This window comes from Arthrobacter sp. BI5 (assembly GCF_056680065.1).
Window position 1 is genome coordinate 3,573,044 of sequence record NZ_CM155264.1, and the last position, 16,151, is coordinate 3,589,194.

The 16,151-nt window shown below is 62.1% G+C and carries 14 protein-coding genes; 3 read left to right on the forward strand and 11 right to left on the reverse strand.

Going from position 1 to position 16,151, the window contains the following annotated elements:
• Positions 1–29: 29 nt before the first annotated feature.
• The 3 genes from AC1MED_RS16560 to AC1MED_RS16570 are packed head-to-tail and all read left to right on the forward strand — an operon-like array spanning position 30 to position 2,523.
• Positions 30–839, forward strand: a complete 810-nt coding sequence (locus AC1MED_RS16560; RefSeq protein WP_479784439.1) for a carbohydrate ABC transporter permease — start codon at positions 30–32, stop codon at positions 837–839.
• The gene (locus tag AC1MED_RS16565) at positions 833–1,669 is read left to right on the forward strand and encodes a carbohydrate ABC transporter permease (RefSeq protein ID WP_479784441.1); all 837 of its coding nucleotides are present in this window, start codon (positions 833–835) and stop codon (positions 1,667–1,669) included. Before AC1MED_RS16560 ends, AC1MED_RS16565 begins: the two co-directional genes overlap by 7 nt.
• A gap of 2 nt (positions 1,670–1,671) precedes the next feature.
• Positions 1,672–2,523 (forward strand): sugar phosphate isomerase/epimerase family protein, encoded by an 852-nt coding sequence (locus AC1MED_RS16570; protein ID WP_479784443.1) that lies wholly within the window; start codon positions 1,672–1,674, stop codon positions 2,521–2,523.
• A gap of 165 nt (positions 2,524–2,688) precedes the next feature.
• On the opposite strand, the gene AC1MED_RS16575 is transcribed toward AC1MED_RS16570, so the two are convergent.
• The 11 genes from AC1MED_RS16575 to AC1MED_RS16625 all read right to left on the reverse strand — a co-directional run bounded on the left by AC1MED_RS16575 (position 2,689) and on the right by AC1MED_RS16625 (position 15,697).
• Positions 2,689–3,648, reverse strand: coding sequence for a PfkB family carbohydrate kinase (locus AC1MED_RS16575; RefSeq protein WP_479784445.1), 960 nt, complete (start codon positions 3,646–3,648; stop codon positions 2,689–2,691).
• A 96-nt stretch (positions 3,649–3,744) separates the two neighbouring features.
• Complete coding sequence (locus tag AC1MED_RS16580) at positions 3,745–5,340, reverse strand: glycoside hydrolase family 32 protein (RefSeq protein WP_479784447.1); 1,596 nt, start codon at positions 5,338–5,340, stop codon at positions 3,745–3,747.
• A 139-nt stretch (positions 5,341–5,479) separates the two neighbouring features.
• Positions 5,480–6,577, reverse strand: coding sequence for an ATP-binding cassette domain-containing protein (locus AC1MED_RS16585; RefSeq protein WP_479784449.1), 1,098 nt, complete (start codon positions 6,575–6,577; stop codon positions 5,480–5,482).
• Positions 6,574–7,527, reverse strand: coding sequence for an ABC transporter ATP-binding protein (locus AC1MED_RS16590; protein WP_479784450.1), 954 nt, complete (start codon positions 7,525–7,527; stop codon positions 6,574–6,576). Before AC1MED_RS16590 ends, AC1MED_RS16585 begins: the two co-directional genes overlap by 4 nt.
• Positions 7,524–8,450, reverse strand: a complete 927-nt coding sequence (locus AC1MED_RS16595; protein ID WP_479784452.1) for an ABC transporter permease — start codon at positions 8,448–8,450, stop codon at positions 7,524–7,526. Before AC1MED_RS16595 ends, AC1MED_RS16590 begins: the two co-directional genes overlap by 4 nt.
• 32 nt (positions 8,451–8,482) lie before the next feature.
• Complete coding sequence (locus AC1MED_RS16600) at positions 8,483–9,460, reverse strand: ABC transporter permease (RefSeq protein WP_476862080.1); 978 nt, start codon at positions 9,458–9,460, stop codon at positions 8,483–8,485.
• A gap of 123 nt (positions 9,461–9,583) precedes the next feature.
• A complete protein-coding gene (locus tag AC1MED_RS16605) occupies positions 9,584–11,257 on the reverse strand; it encodes an ABC transporter substrate-binding protein (protein ID WP_479784453.1) in 1,674 nt (557 codons plus the stop codon).
• A gap of 77 nt (positions 11,258–11,334) precedes the next feature.
• Positions 11,335–12,405 (reverse strand): LacI family DNA-binding transcriptional regulator, encoded by a 1,071-nt coding sequence (locus AC1MED_RS16610; protein WP_479784455.1) that lies wholly within the window; start codon positions 12,403–12,405, stop codon positions 11,335–11,337.
• 261 nt (positions 12,406–12,666) lie between these two features.
• On the reverse strand, positions 12,667–13,665 hold the full coding sequence (locus tag AC1MED_RS16615; RefSeq protein ID WP_479784457.1) for an aldo/keto reductase family protein: 999 nt from the start codon (positions 13,663–13,665) through the stop codon (positions 12,667–12,669).
• The gene (locus tag AC1MED_RS16620) at positions 13,665–15,173 is read right to left on the reverse strand and encodes a glycoside hydrolase family 32 protein (RefSeq protein ID WP_479784459.1); all 1,509 of its coding nucleotides are present in this window, start codon (positions 15,171–15,173) and stop codon (positions 13,665–13,667) included. Before AC1MED_RS16620 ends, AC1MED_RS16615 begins: the two co-directional genes overlap by 1 nt.
• Before the next feature lie 242 nt (positions 15,174–15,415).
• Positions 15,416–15,697, reverse strand: a complete 282-nt coding sequence (locus AC1MED_RS16625) for a substrate-binding domain-containing protein (RefSeq protein WP_479784461.1) — start codon at positions 15,695–15,697, stop codon at positions 15,416–15,418.
• Between the last annotated feature and the right edge of the window lie 454 nt (positions 15,698–16,151).

A 16,151-nucleotide genomic window follows, 5' to 3' on the forward strand; every position in this document is an offset into this window, starting at 1 on the left:
CCGTCCTGCTCCTGGGCATCTTTGCGTACGTGCCGCTCCTGCAGAACCTTGGCTTCAGCACGCTCAAGTGGGACATCTACAGCGGACGCCAGACCTTTGTGGGCACGGACAATTACACCAAGATGCTCAACGACCCGATCTTCTGGAAGTCGTTGCTGAACAACGTCCTTTACGCCGGCATCTCGATCGTGTTCCAGGTGTTCGGTGCCTTGATTCTGGCGGCCATGATCGAAGGGCTGCGCAGCGCGCGATGGCGCGGAATCCTTCGGGCGGTGTACTTTGTCCCTTCTGCGATCTCCCTGACTGTGGCCGGGCTGTTGTTCTATTTCATCTACGAGCCGCGAATGGGGATCCTCAATGCAGCGCTGGATTTCCTCGGCCTGCAGGACTTCACCCAGGCCTGGCTCGGGCAGGAAAACACCGCAATCTTTGGCATTATCGTCATGAGCCAGTGGCAGGGTTTCGGCTACTGCACGTTGCTCTTTGCCGTCGCGCTACAACGTATACCCACTGAACTGTACGAAGCTGCTTCCATCGACGGCGTCGGTCCCTTCCGCCGCTTCTTCGCCATTTCTTTGCCGCTGGTAAGGGAGATGACCAGCCTCATGTTGATCGTCACGGTTTCCGGGGCGTTCCAGGTGTTCAACGAGGTCATGGTGATGACCAGCGGCGGCCCGAACAACTCCAGCCAGGTCCTGGGAACCTGGCTCTACCGAAGCGGATTTGTCCGCAACGACTTCGGTTATGCGGCAGCGATCGCCACCGCTGTTTTCATCATCACGATGGTGCTTGCGGCACTTCAGTTGCGGGTCTCAAAGCGAAGGAGAGTGGAATGGTAACGCGGACATCAGTACTCATGTCCCTTGGACGGGGCTTTGTCCGGGCTTTCCTGCTGGCCCTCGCGGTGGTGGTCATCTACCCGCTGGTGTGGATGCTGCTCAACGGCGTGAAGTCGAACGCGGAACTTTTTGCCAATCCGTTTGCTCTTCCGATTTCGTGGCGATGGGAGAACTACGCCACCGCGTGGAACCGCGGCGTGGGCGACTACCTCACCACGAGCGTCCTGGTGACGGTGACGTCCACGATCGCGACGGTGTTCATCAGTGCGTGGGCCGCCTATGGATTGACGAAGGTCAGCATTCCGTTCAGCCGGACGCTGCTGATCGTCATACTGACCGGGCTTATGCTGGCACCGACCGTCGCCCTCATTCCACTGGTGAAGATGTTCCAGGCGATGGGTCTGTATAACAGCTTCTGGGCGCTGCTGATCTTGTACACGGCGTTCCGTGTTCCGTTCACCACGTTCCTGATCCGCGCTTACATGATGGACCTGCCGGCAGAAGTCGATGAAGCGGCCGCCGTCGACGGTGCCTCGAAGTCGAGGGCTTTTTGGCAAATCATCCTGCCCATGTGCCGCCCGATCATCGTCTCCACGGTATTGCTGAACATTCTTTTCACCTGGAACGAGTACCTTTTCGCCATGATCTTCACCAGTGGCGGGGCACTGCAGACCCTGCCGGTGGGGCTCACCAATCTCATGTCAAAGCACGGCACGGATTATCCCGTGGTCTTCGCCGGGATGGTGATCGCTGCGTTGCCCGTCATCGTGCTGTTCTTCGCCGGCCAGCGGTACTTTATCCGCGGACTGGCCGACGGCGTTGGGAAGTAGCCGTGCACACCGTCAGCATGGAGCAGGTCTGCGGCTCAAACTTCGCTTATCAGCATCACACCTTGCAGCGCTGTCTTGATGACATGGTCGATGTGGGGAGGACCAGGATTGAGCTGTGGTGCGTCGCCCCGCATCTGCACCTCCCGGAGACGGATGCGGAGCGTTTGCAGCAGGTGCGAACCCTACTGCGGGAGCGGGAACTCAGCCTGGCCTGCCTCACCCCGGAGCAGGTGAGCTATCCGGTGAACCTCGCTTCCGGCGCGGAATGGCTGCGGCAGCGGAGCCTGCAGCTCTTCCTGCGCGCAGCGGAAGTGTGCAGCGAGTTGGAATCGCCGCTCCTTTTCCTCACCGCCGGCCGGGGCTACGAGGACGAGCCGGCAGGCCCGGCATGGGAGAGGTCCGTCGCAGGATTGCAGGCCATCACGGCCCGTTCCGCGGAACTGGGGGTGTCGTGTGTGCTGGAGCCGCTACAGCGGGTGGAGTCCAACTTGGTCACGGACGTCCAGTCCTTGACGCGCATGCTTCACGACGTCGGCTCCCCGGAACTCGGAGTCGTGATCGACACCGTCGCCATGGCAGTCGCAGGAGACACCGTCAACGATTACGGGGAGGCGTTCGGTGACAGGATCCGGCATGTGCATCTTGTGGACGGGGCACCCAGCGGTCACCTGGCCTGGGGCGACGGGACGATGGACCTGGCTGGAATCCTGCGCGATCTCAGTGGATTGGAGTACCGGGGCGCGATGACCTTCGAGCTTTTCGGAGACGGCTCCTACGCGCTGGAGCCCCGCCCCGCCATCGAGAAGTGCCTTGATGCTTTCGCTGTCGCCGCCGTCGGCCCGCGCCTCCCCTGACACGCGGTTCCGGTCTCCCTTAGACCTCCGCCACAGGAGCCGCGAACTGGGCCGCATACAGCGCGGCATACGCCCCGCCCGCCTCCAGCAACGGAGCGTGCGTTTATGACGCCTATACAGGGACCTTCGTGTCAATTAGTTCCGCAGCCCACGGGCCCAGACGGTCTAGACGAAAGTTTTAAGCGCGAAAGTAGGTGCTTCCATTGCTGATCTCAGTTCGGCAAGGGTCGGCGGGTTTGCTCCGGCCCGTTGAACGGTGATGGCCGCCGCCGCAGCTGCCGTGTGTCCCAGCTGCTCCAACACCCCGGGAGCGAAGCCGTCGGTTCGGCGAGTCAGGAGACCCAGGATCAGTGCAGCCATGTAGGAGTCCCCGGCACCTACGGTGTCCGCAACCTTGGCTTTGACAGCGGGGATAGTGATGCTTGCGGCGCAGGAGGTGAATTGGGAGCCTTCAGCTCCCTTGGTTATGACTGCCAGTCCGGTGCCCAGTTGGAGGATATGGGCTGCGGTTTCGTCGAGTGTTTTCCCAGGGTAGAGCCAATGGGCGTCCTCGTCGCTGAGTTTCACAACATCGGTCAGGGAGACGAGTTCTTCGAAGGTCGCTTTGGCTTCGGCATGACTGCCAAGCAGGGATGGCCTGATGTTGGGATCGTAGGTGATGGTGGAATGCTTGTGGGCTTGTTCCAGCAGGGCTTTGACGGCTTTGGCGCCAGGGGCCAGGAACGTGGCTATGGAACCTGTGTGAAGGATTTTTGGGAAGTAGGCCGGCGCTTTTGGGGGCAGGTCCCAGTAGATGTCGAAGTCGTAGGCGGCGGAACCGTCAGGCCCAAGGGTTGCTGTGGCTGTCGCTGTACGGGTGAGGGACTTTGACCCGGGCAGGAGAGTTACTCCTGCCCGGCGGAGGTGGTCTTCTATCGACGTTCCCCGTGCATCGGGCGCGATGGCCGTGAGCAGGCCTGTGGAGACGCCGAGGAGCCCGAGGCCGTAGGCGACGTTGGCCGGCGATCCACCGGGATGCTCTACCTGGCTATTCGGGGTGGTGATCACGTCGATCAGCGCTTCTCCGACAACGACTACGTCGAGGGGTTGTTGGGCATCATGCGGTGCTGCTTTGAGGTTATCCATGTTTGTCTCTCGGGCAAGTGATAGTACGGGAGCGCCTAGGTCATTCTGGCGGTCTATGGCCGTACGGAATGACCTACCGGAACGTTTCGGGTTCGGTTAAGGTGCTGCGTTGATTTCGTTGATCGTGAGGTTGCGGAAAGTGGCAGTTCCTTCGTGTGCGTAGAGACGGATGCCGTTGTCCCCTTCGAGTGGGAATACGCGGTGGGAGTGCACGACTCGTCCGTCTCCCACGAACATTTCGACGCTTGTGCTGTCCACGAGGACACGAAGTGTGAGGCGCCCTGCCGAGGGGTCGACGGGCGTCTGGCTCTCACCGCCGGTGGGGTTGATGGTGGGTCGCCGGTTGAGGTACGCGAAAGGTCCGCGGAGGAACGCACCGGCGGCGACATGCCGACCTCCGGCGGCTGCACGACAGATCTCGAGACCGATGTTGGCTGGCGGGGTCGCCGGATCCCATACGATTTCACAGGTCAGGTCATAGGCCATTGAACGGATATCGAGGTCGTGGGTGCCCGATACCGCGACATCACCAAGACGGTGGCTGCGCTTGACGTAGTTGTCCAGGCCGGCTGTCGGGGTTGAGGCGAGATAGTAGCTTCCGATTCCCTTCTTGAGGCGGATGTCGCGCACGATCATGTCATCGCCGTTGTAAGCGTCGGTCGCCAATGTCGGAGTGTTGTGGGGGTAATCCCAGAAGTTCGCCCATCCGAGCGCCCTGCGCAGGGTGGCATCCTCTGTCCCGGAGGAGTCGTGATGGGGGTAGGTCACTGCTCCGTAGAAGTCATAGCCGTAATCCAGCCATTCCGGCTCGGCATGGTCGGGAGCAAAGGTGGTGCCGTTGAAGGCCCCTGTCCAATAGGCATAAGTGGCCGGCAGCCCCCTGCCTTTGCCGTTGGCGCTGGTGCCAAGAATCCAGTGGGAAGTGCCGTCGTCGGCGGTTATACGGAAAAGGTCCGGGCACTCAAGTACCCCAAGATCCGTGCGGACGAATTCGCCGACGCGCTGCCAAGAGCGCAGGTTGGGAGATGTGTAGAAGCCAAGCTTCTGCCCTTCGGCGTTGACCATGAACCACTGCCCCCGGTCGGCGTCCCAAATTACCTTCGGGTCGCGGAAGTCCTCCACACCTGGGTTTGGCAGTACTGGGGCTGTGCCACCGGGTTGGAATGTGCGCCCACGGTCCGTCGAGTACCAGAGATACTGGGCCTGACGGCCCTGTGGCGCCTGTGTCACGAGGGCTATCACAGCATTCTCGCCGTATCCGGCGGTGTTTTGTTCGTCGATGACAAGGCATCCTGACCAGCAGTCGCCGTTGTCATTGCTGAACTTGGGGATGGCGACGCCGCGGTCGCGGAAGGAGACGTGGTCGGTGGTGGTCGCACGGCGCCACGACGTACCCCCACCACCCTGAATGTAATCGCCGTTATAGAGGTAGTAGTAGTGGTATTCGCCGTCGATGTAAATGGGCCGCTGAGGGTCGTTCTTCCAATTGTCGGGGACGCTGAAGTGATAGGTCGGGCGCATACGGGTTGGTCCTTTTGAGAGCGGCATGGCCTGTGCGGTGCCGGGACTGTTTGGGGGCGCGGCTGCCGCTGACTCGGAGAACGAAGCGGAAAGCGCGAGTGACCCGGTGAGGGCAACGGCTCCACTTCCGGTCAGGAGTGCACGCCGGGAGACGGCGGGGGAATCTTCCATGGTTCCCTTTCGGTGGGCAGCTTCGGTGCTTCTGCTGCTTGGATGGTGATGTTTTTGGGCAGTGCAGGTCCTCATGTGGCTTGAAGCTGAGGGGATCCTGCTAAGACAGAGGGGTTGACCCGTTCGTGGAACAGGATTTTCAGAGAGTTTCCCCGTCTGCAGGTTGTGGTTTCGGCAGGGGTTCTGTCGCCAGGGCATGGCCGCTGGCGCCAGCGCGTGGACGGTAAAGGTGGCAGCGGACCCAGTGGCGGTTGAGGGGGTCACCCACCTGATGCCGGACGGGTTCCTCAGATGAGCAGGGCTGATGGGGGTCATTTGCGAAGTCGCAGGCGGTGGAAGCCATGACGGCCTGCCTGAGCTTGGCGCGGTGAACTGGGTCGTATGACCCGGCCCGGGCTGGGTCCGGGACAGCTGAGACCAGCAACTGTGTGTAGGGGTGGGCCGGATTGGCCAGCAGGTCCAGTGATTCGCCCTCTTCAACGATCTCGCCGGCGAACATGACGGCGGTCCGGTCCGCGAGGTACCGGGCGGAGGCGAGATCGTGGGTGATGTAGAGCATGGAGATGCCCTGCTCATTGCGAAGTTTCCGCATCAGGTTTAGCACCCCGATGCGGACCGACACGTCCAGCATGGACGTTGGTTCGTCGGCGAGGATGACTTCTGGTTCGACGGCTAGGGCGCGCGCGATAGAGACTCGTTGACGTTGCCCGCCGGAGAGCTCATGGGGGTAGGAGTTGAGCATGTCGGCCTGAAGCCCAACGGTGGTCAAGAGCTCTTCAAGGCGGCGCGTGGTCTGCTCTTCGGAACCGCGCTGGCCGGTGCCGCCTTTGCCGTGGATCGCAAGGGACCGTCGGAGGAAGTGCTCGATCCGGTGTGCGGGGTTTAGGGAGCCGAAGGGGTCCTGAAAGACCATCTGCAGCTGTGATCGGAACATGCGTGAGGCCTGGAAACGGTCTCTTTTGAGGACGTCGACGCCGTCGAGCAGGATGGCACCTTCGCTGGGTTTCTCGAGCCGGGCCACACAGCGGGCCAGGGTGCTCTTGCCCGAACCGGATTCCCCGACCAGTGCCACGATTTCCCCACGGCCGATGGTCAGGTCGACGCCGTGCAATGCCCGGACTGCCTGGTTGGAGAATAGGCCGCCGATGCGGAAGGACTTACCCAGTCCCCGCACTTCAAGAGCCGGCGTCTGGGGTGAAGCGTCCGGCCGTGCCGCGGAGTGTGCGGTGTGGTTCATTGTGCTGCTCCTTCTAAAACGGCGGCTTCGGCGTCGGCATCAAAGGGGGCCACGAAGTGGCCCGGAGCGACTTCGGCGAGGTCCGGGATGTTCTGGAACTTCACGCCTTCGGGCAGGCCTTTGAGTGGAACCCTAGGGCCGGTAAGCGGCGGAAACGCGCCCATGAGGGCCCTGGTATAGGGGTGCCCGGGCGTGGTGTAGATGTCGTGGGCTTTTGCGGTCTCCACGATCCGGCCGCCGTACATGACGGCCATGCGGTGCGAGAGTTCCACCATCAGGGACATGTCGTGGGTGATGAACAGGACGGAGAAACCCAGTTCGCGCTGGAGGTCCTTGATCTGGGCCATGATCTCCTGCTGCACCACCACGTCCAGCGCGGTGGTGGGCTCGTCCAGAATCAGGAGTGATGGCTTCAGTGCTACGGCCATGGCGATGACCGCGCGTTGCCGCATCCCCCCGGAGAGTTGGTGCGGATACGACTTGAGGCGGGCCGGATCGATTCTTACGAGCTCCAGCAGCTGTGCTGCGCGTCGAAGGGATTCGTTACGGGAGTAGCCGGCGTGTGTGGTGAAGATGTCTGCCATCTGTTCCCCGATGGTCAGCACCGGGTTCAGCGAGTTCATGGCGGATTGGAACACCATGGCAACATCCTGCCAGCGGAAACGACGCAGCTCATCCTGGCTCATGGCCAGGACGTCCTTGCCGCCGAAGGAGATGCTGCCGGCGGCGATCTTCGCCGGATCCTTGAGCAGACGCATGATTGAGTTGGCGATGGTTGATTTGCCGCAACCGGATTCACCGGCCAGCCCGAACACCTCACCTACGCCGATGCTGAAGGAGACGTTGTCCACGGCAGTGGTCGAGCGGGTGTCGCCGATGTACTTGACGGTGAGGTTCTTAACGTCGAGGACTGCTTCGTGGGAGCCGAAGGAGACTTGAGAGACAGTCACTTTGCGGTGCTCCTTTCGGTGGTGGCGGGCTTGCGGATCTTCCGCAGCCGCGGATTGGTTACTTCGTCGACGGCGTAGTTGACCAGGGCCAGGGCGAAGGCCACCAGTGCAATGCAGAGGCCGGAGGGGACAAATACCCACCAGCTCCCGGTGAGCAGGGCACCTTCGTTTCCGGCCCAGAAGAGGTTGTTGCCCCAGGAGACGGTGCTGACGTCTCCCAGCCCAAGGAATTCGAGGCCGGCCTGGGCGCCGATACCGTAGATGACGCAGGCAAGCAGCGTCCCCATCACGATCGAGGCCATATTTGGCAGAATTTCACGGAACATGATCCGCCCGGCACTCTCACCTGACACGACGGCGGCGGCCACGAAGTCCTTGGAGCGGATGGACAGGGCCTGTGACCGGAGCACGCGCGCTGATCCTGCCCATCCCGTGACCGTGAGTACCAGGATCACGGTGCCCAGCCCCGGCGGCAGGAAAGCAGCCAGGATGACGAGCAGCGGCAGTCCGGGAAGGAGCAGGAAGACGTTGGTCAGCAGCGACAGCGCTTCGTCGATAAATTTGCCGAAATAGGCCGATGCCAGTCCTACCAGAATCCCGATAAAGGTGGACGCGAACCCGACTGTAAGGCCTACCAGCAGGGAACTTCGGGAGCCGTGGATGGTCAAGGCGAGCACGTCCTGGCCTTTGGCGGTGGTTCCGAGCCAGTGCTCAGCGTCCGGTTCCAGCGAGGCCATGCCGGTGATCCGGGAGGGGTCGCCGGGGAACAGTACCGGCGCGGCCAGCGCCAGAACTATGAAGACGAACATGATGGCCATGCCTGTCATGGCCTTCTTGTTGGTAATAAGTCCGTGGATGAAACCGCGGTTGGTTTTGCGTGCAGCTTTTGGTTCGATCGGCTGCTGGAGGATAACGCTGGTCATGGTCGGTCCCTTGGTTACTGGGTACGCAATGGTCAGTTGCTGCGCACGCGGGGGTCGAGGCGGACATAGAGAATGTCCACCAGGAAGTTCGCCAGCAGTACGGCGGCGGTGATGGTCAGGAACAGGCCCTGCATGAGCGGGTAGTCAAGGCCCTGGACGGCGTTCAGAAGCTGGTAGCCGACGCCGGGGTAGGCGAATACGACCTCCGTGAGAAGGGCGCCGCCCACCACGAATCCCAGGCCCATGCCGAAGCTGGTCACCGAAGGCAGCATCGCGTTCCGGGCGGCGTAACGGAGCATAATCCGTCCGGGGCGTAGGCCCTTGGCCTCCGCCATGGTGATGTAGTCCTCAGAGTTGGTGGCGATCATGGTGTTCCGCATACCCAGCATCCAGCCGCCGATGGAGACCAGGACGATCGTGAGCGCCGGGAGCACGAGGTGGGCGGCGGCGTCGCCGATGAACTCCCAGGTGAAGCCGGGCTCCAGCCCATCCGTGAACGCGTGGCGGATTGGGAACCAGCCCAGAACGACGCCGAACAGATACAGCGCGCCCATCGCGAGCCAGAAGTACGGGAAGGATCCGATGAAGACCAACAGCGGAGGCAGCACCGAATCGATGGCTCCGCCGCGGCGCCATGCTGCCAGGATGCCGAGCAGGTTACCGACGACGGCGGCTATGACAAGGGCGGTCCCACCGAGCAGAAGGGTCCAGCCGACTTGGGACGAGATGACCTCGGTGACGGGGGTGGGGAATCGTGAAATGGATACCCCCATCTGCCCGGTGAGGATGTTCTGGAGGTAGCCGGCGTACTGCTCCCAGATGGGCCGGTCGTCCACGCCGAGCAGCTTGCGCAGGGCCTCGATCTGTTCGGGCTGCATCCTGTCCTGGGAGCGGGCGAACATGCGTGATACGGGGTCCCCGGGCATGAAGCGCGGGAGCAGGAAATTCAGGGTGATGGATGCCCAGAAGGCGAGCAGGTAGAAACCCAGGCGGCGCAGGATGAAGCGCACGGTTTCCCTCCAATTCGGGAGTGGTCAACATGGTGGGGTACGCCCGACGGCCGGCTTTCGAATTGGCCAGGCCGTCGGGCGTGGGTGGCATGAGGGCGGGTCGGCCTCACGCTGCGTGTGACGCTACTTGCGCGGTTCCAGGCTGGTCAGCACGAGAACCGTGGTGGGTGCGCGGACCGAGAGGGTGGCGTAAGGGTTGTCCTGAGTCGGCCAGCCGGTGAAGCGGGTGTCGTTGTACGCCCCCCATTCCGGCCCGGAAAAGAGCGGCACCAGCGGCGCGACGGCATCGTATTCGTCCTGCAGCTTGTAGGCAATGTCCTTCTGCTTGGACTGGTCCGTCGCTGCAGCGAACTCCGCCAGCAGAGCATCGGCTTTGGGATCGCCGAAACGGTGGTAGTTGTCGAACGTCTTCGTGCCCACAGGCTTCACCGTTTTGGTGGACATGGAGGTGTTGAAGTACTTGTACGGACTCGGATCGTTGGCGCTCCATACAATCCCGGAGTCGAAGTTACCCGTTTCGTACCCTGCCACCACAGCGGCCCAGTCCGGGGAGTCCACCTTCGCGGTCACGCCCACCTCCGCCAGGTTCTGGGAGATCACGTTGGCAACGGACAACCAGTCGGACGATGTTGCACCCACGGAGATCTTGAACTGGAAAGGAGAACCGTCCTTGAGCGTCCGTTTGCCGTCGGGGCCCTTCGGGTAGCCGGCCTTGTCCAAGAGGTCGTTGGCTTTTTGGACGTCGTGGTTGGTCCAGGTGCAGTTGTCCTTGACCTGGGTGTTCTTCCACGTCTCGTAATTTCCGGAGAGGCCGGTGCAGTCCGCGGGCTGGGCGTAACCGCTCATACCGATCTTGGTGACCTGGTCCCGGTCCACAGCCATGCTCAATGCCTTACGGACATCAACGTCGTTGAAAGGTGCCTTGGCGGTGTTGAGTTGCCAGTTGATCATGGCACCCGTCGGGGGGAACCAGTAGTGCCGGTGTTCCTTGTCTTTCGAGACGAACGTCTTTTCGATGTTCGGGATGTATTGCGGGGCCCAGTCCACGTCGCCGTTGGCGGCAGCGAGGTTAGCGCCGTCGTTCCCAGCGAAGGCGAGCATCTTGATGCCGGCGATCTTCTGCTTCTCCGGCTGCCAGTAGTTGGGGTTCTTTTTCAGCACGAAGGACTGGGCCTGGAAGCTGTCCACCTCCGTGTAGGGCCCTGTGCCGACGGGCTTGGCGTTGGCGTCCTTTTCCGGGTCAGCCAGCGCGGACCAGACGTGCTTGGGCAGGATGCTCAGCTGACCAACGTCGTACAGGGCGGGGGACCATGGTTTGTTGAACTTGAACGTGACTTTGTTGCCTTCTGCGGTTACCGCGTCGAGGTACTCGTAGCCACCCTTGAGTTTCTTCTGAAGCTCGAAGGTGTAAGCCACGTCGTCGGCGACGAACGGCTGGCCATCGGACCATTTCACCCCGTCACGCAGGGTGAAAGTGATAGACCTTCCGTCCTCGGCTGCCTTCCAGTCGGTGGCCAGCCACGGCACGGTGTCGCCTTTGGCCGGGTTGAAGACCAGGAGAGACTCGTAAATGGACTGCTGGACCATCGGGTTGACCGTCGGTGCGAAGGGGTTGAAGTTCCGCACGAAAGTGCCCATGTCCTCACGCGGGATAGTGAGGAACGCACTGGCGTTGGTCGCGGCGCCGCCGTCTGCGGGCTTGTTGACATTGGCTACGCAGCCGGTCAGCAACATCGCGCCTACCGCCAGTCCGGCCGCGGCGATGCGGCCCGACCTGAAGATTTTGGGTTGTGTCATGATGGGTTATCTCTTTCCTGTCTTCATCAGCAAGGTGAAGGGTGGGTGGGGTAAGCTCTTCGACGTTGATTTCGCGGTCAGACCGAAGAGCGTTCTAGCAGCGGACAGTCGACCAACTGCTGGCCGGCAGTGATCGGCTGTCCTGCTGTAAGAGCAGCGAGCGTCTGGACTCCCAGAGCGCCCATCTTTTCGAACGGCAAAGCCACTGTGGTCAGCTTGGGCCTGAGGTAGGCGGCAATGAGTTCCTGGTTGTCGAAGCCGATCACGGCGATGTCCCCGGGGATGGCCAGACCGCGTTCCTTGATGGCGTCGTAGGCGCCCATGGCCATGCGGTCATTGAGGCAAAACAGGGCGGTTGGCCTGTCTTTGGCGGGGTACCGGTCAAGGATTTGGCAGGCAGCGTCGTAGCCGCCATCGGCGGTCGCGTACCCGGCCACCACCAGTTCCGGATCAAGCTCCAGACCCACGTCGGCCAAGGCTTCGCGGACGCCCTGCAGACGCCCGACAGCTGCCGGAATGTGCGGGTCCAGGTTGATCACACCGATCCTGGTGTGACCGGCCCGGAGAAGCCGTTCGACGGCGACCCGTCCCCCTGCCCGTTCATCGGGGACAATCGAGGGCAGCTTCCCATCCAGGTCGAAACAGTTGATGAGCACCGTGGGCACCTCGTGAGCGCTTGGGGGCACATGCACGCCGCGGTGGTGCGTTGCGGCATACAGCAAACCTTCGACCCGCTGTTCCAGCAACTTCTCAACGGCAGCATCCTCCATGCCCTGGGTGGGGCCGGCCGCAACACCTTGGTCCGAGGGGGCGATAAGGAGGAATCTGCGGTCAATCCAAGCCTGGTCCTGAGCGCCTTTGATGATGTCCACAGCGAAGGGTGCGGTTACGATCTCGGTGACAATTCCGTACCAGTCGCTGCGCTGGGATGCCAGCGCCCTCGCCCCGGCGTTCGGACGGTAGCCCAACGCCTGAACCGCGTCGGCGATGCGGGTCCGCGTCTCTTCCGAAATGCTCGCGTTTTCGCGGTTGCTCAGCACGAATGAAACAGCCGTTCGGGACACTCCGGCGTGCTTAGCGACATCATTCATGGTGACCCCACGCGGCCTGGCAGTGCCCCTATTGCTTGGGGAGGTGGTTTTCGCCATTGAATGCTCCAGTGGTCGTCGTTGAGCTTGGTGATGCCGGCACTAACGGGAGAAAGTCGGCCCGGTTCGCTTTGGTAACTCGCGTTACCTAGCGGCTGTGATTCAAGTTACCCGCGTTACTCCCGGGTGTCAACAAATTTTTCGTGTCGATGGGTGTAAGTTGCAGGTTTCCATCCGGGGTGCTGTGGGCAGCGCTCCGGACGCAGTGCGGCTAAGCCCGAACGTCCAGCGCCGCCGCCCCTCGTTGGCTAGCAGGGCGGTTCAGGGACGGTTCTTGAAGGATTCGACTTTGCCCGGATCACTCTCGATCACGGGGCCGAGGATGTCATCGACCCTCTGGAGCAGTTCAGGGTCGAGTTTGACTCCTGCGGCCCGGACGTTGTCGACGAGCTGCTCGGGCCGGGATGCTCCGACGATGGCCGCTGAGACGTTGGGGTTCTGCAGTACCCATGCGACAGCGAAGGCTGCCATGGACAGTCCGGTCTCTTCGGCGAGGGGTTTCAGTTTCTGGACGCGGGTGAGGATGTCCTCGCCGAGAAAGCGGTGGTCGTCCTTGAGATCGCCGTTGTCGGCACGGAAGCGGGAGCCTTGAGGAGCCGCCGCACCGGGGGCGTACTTGCCGGTGAGGACTCCCTGGGCGAGCGGCGACCAGCAGATCTGGCCGATGCCCAGTTCCTCGCTTAGAGGAACGATTTCCTGTTCGATGACGCGCCACAGCATGGAATACTGCGGCTGGTTGGATATGAGCTGAACGCCAAGTTCGTTGGCAAGGGCAACTCCGGACCGGATCTCTTCTGCCGTCCACTCCGACACCCCGATGTAGTGCGCTTTCCCGGCCCTGACAATATCGGCGAAGGCATGCATCGTCTCTTCCAGTGGGGTCTCGTAGTCGTACCTGTGAGCCTGGTAGAGATCGACGTAGTCAGTTTGGAGCCGGCGGAGCGATGAGTTGATGGACTCCATGACGTGTTTTCGGGACAGGCCACGGTCGTTCCGGCCCTCCCCAGTAGGGAAGTAGGCCTTGGTGAAAATCTCCACGCTTTCACGGCGTGTTCCTTTGAGCGCCTGGCCCAACGCTTCCTCGGCCCGGGTTCCGGCATAGGCATCGGCGGTGTCGAAAGTGGTGATGCCCAGGTCCAGCGCCTGCTTGACGCACTGCGTCGCAGCGGCCTGGTCGATCTGCTCACCGTGGGTGAACCAGTTCCCGTAGGCGATTTCGCTGATGTACAGGCCGGAGGAACCCAGCTTGCGGTGTTCCATCAGGCTACGTCCTTTCCGAAGTCGGTGAGCTGGAGCGCAGCGTCCGCTGTGCCGCCGGTGGAGTATAGGGTGAGGGATGTTTCGGCGGCAGCGGGGAAGATCAGTTCAGTCAGGGTGACGAGCCCAGCGCTCCCGAAGACTTCCACCGAGCAATGGTCAACGAAGATCTGCAGGGTGTAGCTGCCGTCCGGTCCGGCAGCAATCGGGGCGCGACTGGTGGACGGAAAGGCCTCATGGAAGCCGGTGTCACCAGAGCGGGTACGGTCCACTACAAGTTCTCCGCTGCCGGGACGGATCCCGATCCGCGTCCCGACCGTGCCGTCGGTTGACCCCCGGACCACAAGGCCGAATTCCTCGGCACTACCGGGCGTGAAGGTGACGTCAACGAGTTGCACTGCCGCGCCGCCGTCAACTGCCGCGGGCCCGTCTAGGGTCACCCGCCTCACGGGACCGGGTTGCGAAGTTATTTTCACTTCCGGCACGGGTTGCTGGACGAGCCGGGGTTGCCCGCTCACGGAAACGAGGGACACGTCCCGGACGAGGCTCATGGGGCTGCGCCAGGGCGATGTGGGAATGTGGTTGGCATACTGCCAGTTGTTCATCCAGCCGATCATCAGCCGCCGGCCGGCTGGGACGTTGCTGAACGAGACGGCGGCGTAGTAGTCGCGGCCCCAGTCCAGCCATTGGTAGTCGGTTACGCGTTCCGGGTCCTCCATCCCCTCGGTGAGGGTTGTCTCTGAGCTGAACGTGACGCCGTCGAACTCTCCCACGAAGTACTGGCCTGCGGAGCCGCCGTTTGGGCCCCCGGGGTTCATGTTTACCGTCAGGACCCATTTAGGGGCCGCGGCGTCGCCGTCCAGCGGCAGCTCAAAGAGGTCCGGGCATTCCCAGATGCCACCGGTGCCGTTCGCAGGGCCGAAGGTGCTGAGGTATTCCCAGTTCTTGAGGTCCTCGGAGCGGTAGAGCAGAACAGTGAAGTCGTGCGCTTCGACGGCCACCATTACCCAGTAGCTGCCGGCCGGACCGCTGTAGCGGAAGACCTTGGGGTCCCGGAATTCCGGGGAATTCCTCGTCAGGACTGGGTTGCCGGCGTACTTGGTCCAGGTGTAACCGTCGTCGACGCTCCACGCGATGGACTGGGCCTGGGTGCCCTGGTGAGGGGAACCCGGTTTGTACGCGCTCGTGTAGATGGCCACCAGTGGGGCTTTCCCGTCGGCGCCGAATCCGCTGGTGTTGGCAGTGTCCACCACGATGCTGCCGGAGAAGATGTCCTCGTTGTCATCGCAGGGAATGGCTACCGGTTGTTCCTCCCAGCAGACCAGGTCTTTGGAGGTGGCGTGGCCCCAGGACATGTTGCTGTGGACGTTTCCGAAGGGGTTGTTCTGGTAATACAGGTGGTAGATGCCCTCGTGGAAGACGAGTCCGTTGGGATCGTTAAGCCACGTGTCCCTGGCGGCGTAGTGCATGGCCGGCCTGTAGGTCTCAAGGGTGGAGGGGACGCTGTTCATTGTTCTCGTTTCATGACGGTGCGTGGGGTCCGCGAACCTGTGAGGTAGGGGTGTTTTCGCGTTGAGGAGCAGCCTGAAGTCGGACAGGGTGCTGCAGGGTGCTCAGGAGCTCATTGTCTGGGCACACTCCTGGCGGGCCGACCTGAAGATTTTGGGTTGTGTCATGATGGGTTATCTCTTTCCTGTCTTCATCAGCAAGGTGAAGGGTGGGTGGGGTAAGCTCTTCGACGTTGATTTCGCGGTCAGACCGAAGAGCGTTCTAGCAGCGGACAGTCGACCAACTGCTGGCCGGCAGTGATCGGCTGTCCTGCTGTAAGAGCAGCGAGCGTCTGGACTCCCAGAGGGCCCATCTTTTCGAACGGCAAAGCCACTGTGGTCAGCTTGGGCCTGAGGTAGGCGGCAATGAGTTCCTGGTTGTCGAAGCCGATCACGGCGATGTCCCCGGGGATGGCCAGACCGCGTTCCTTGATGCCGCCGTCGCCCACCGCAAACTCGGCCAGGACCAGCTCCGGATCACTCTCCACACCCACGCCAGCCAGGGCCCCGCGGACGCCCTGCAAACGCGGGCTGCTCCCCGCCCGGGCGGCGCCGGGGACCAGTTCAGGCCCCTGTTCAAGGAGGCGATATCCGCCATTGAATACTCCAGTGGTCTTCGTTGAACTGGGTGACGCCAGCACGGAGGGATTGGGGTGAACGCTCTAGGTAACTCGCGTTACCTAGAGCGTGTGATCAAAGTTACCCGCGTTATCTGGGCAGTGTCAAAAGGTTTTTTTGGCGTCGAGGACAGACGTTTCCCGCGCCAACGGCGGATCATCACCATCCACAGCTCCAATACCGGTCAGCCGCACGGCCGCCACGCTGGACGGATGGAGCAACGCCCTTGGGTGAGGGGCGGCCGTCTCGCGGCCATCGGGAGAGGGACACCATATATGCGGAGAACGACATCACCCTCGACATCTGTGCCGGAGGCATCGCATC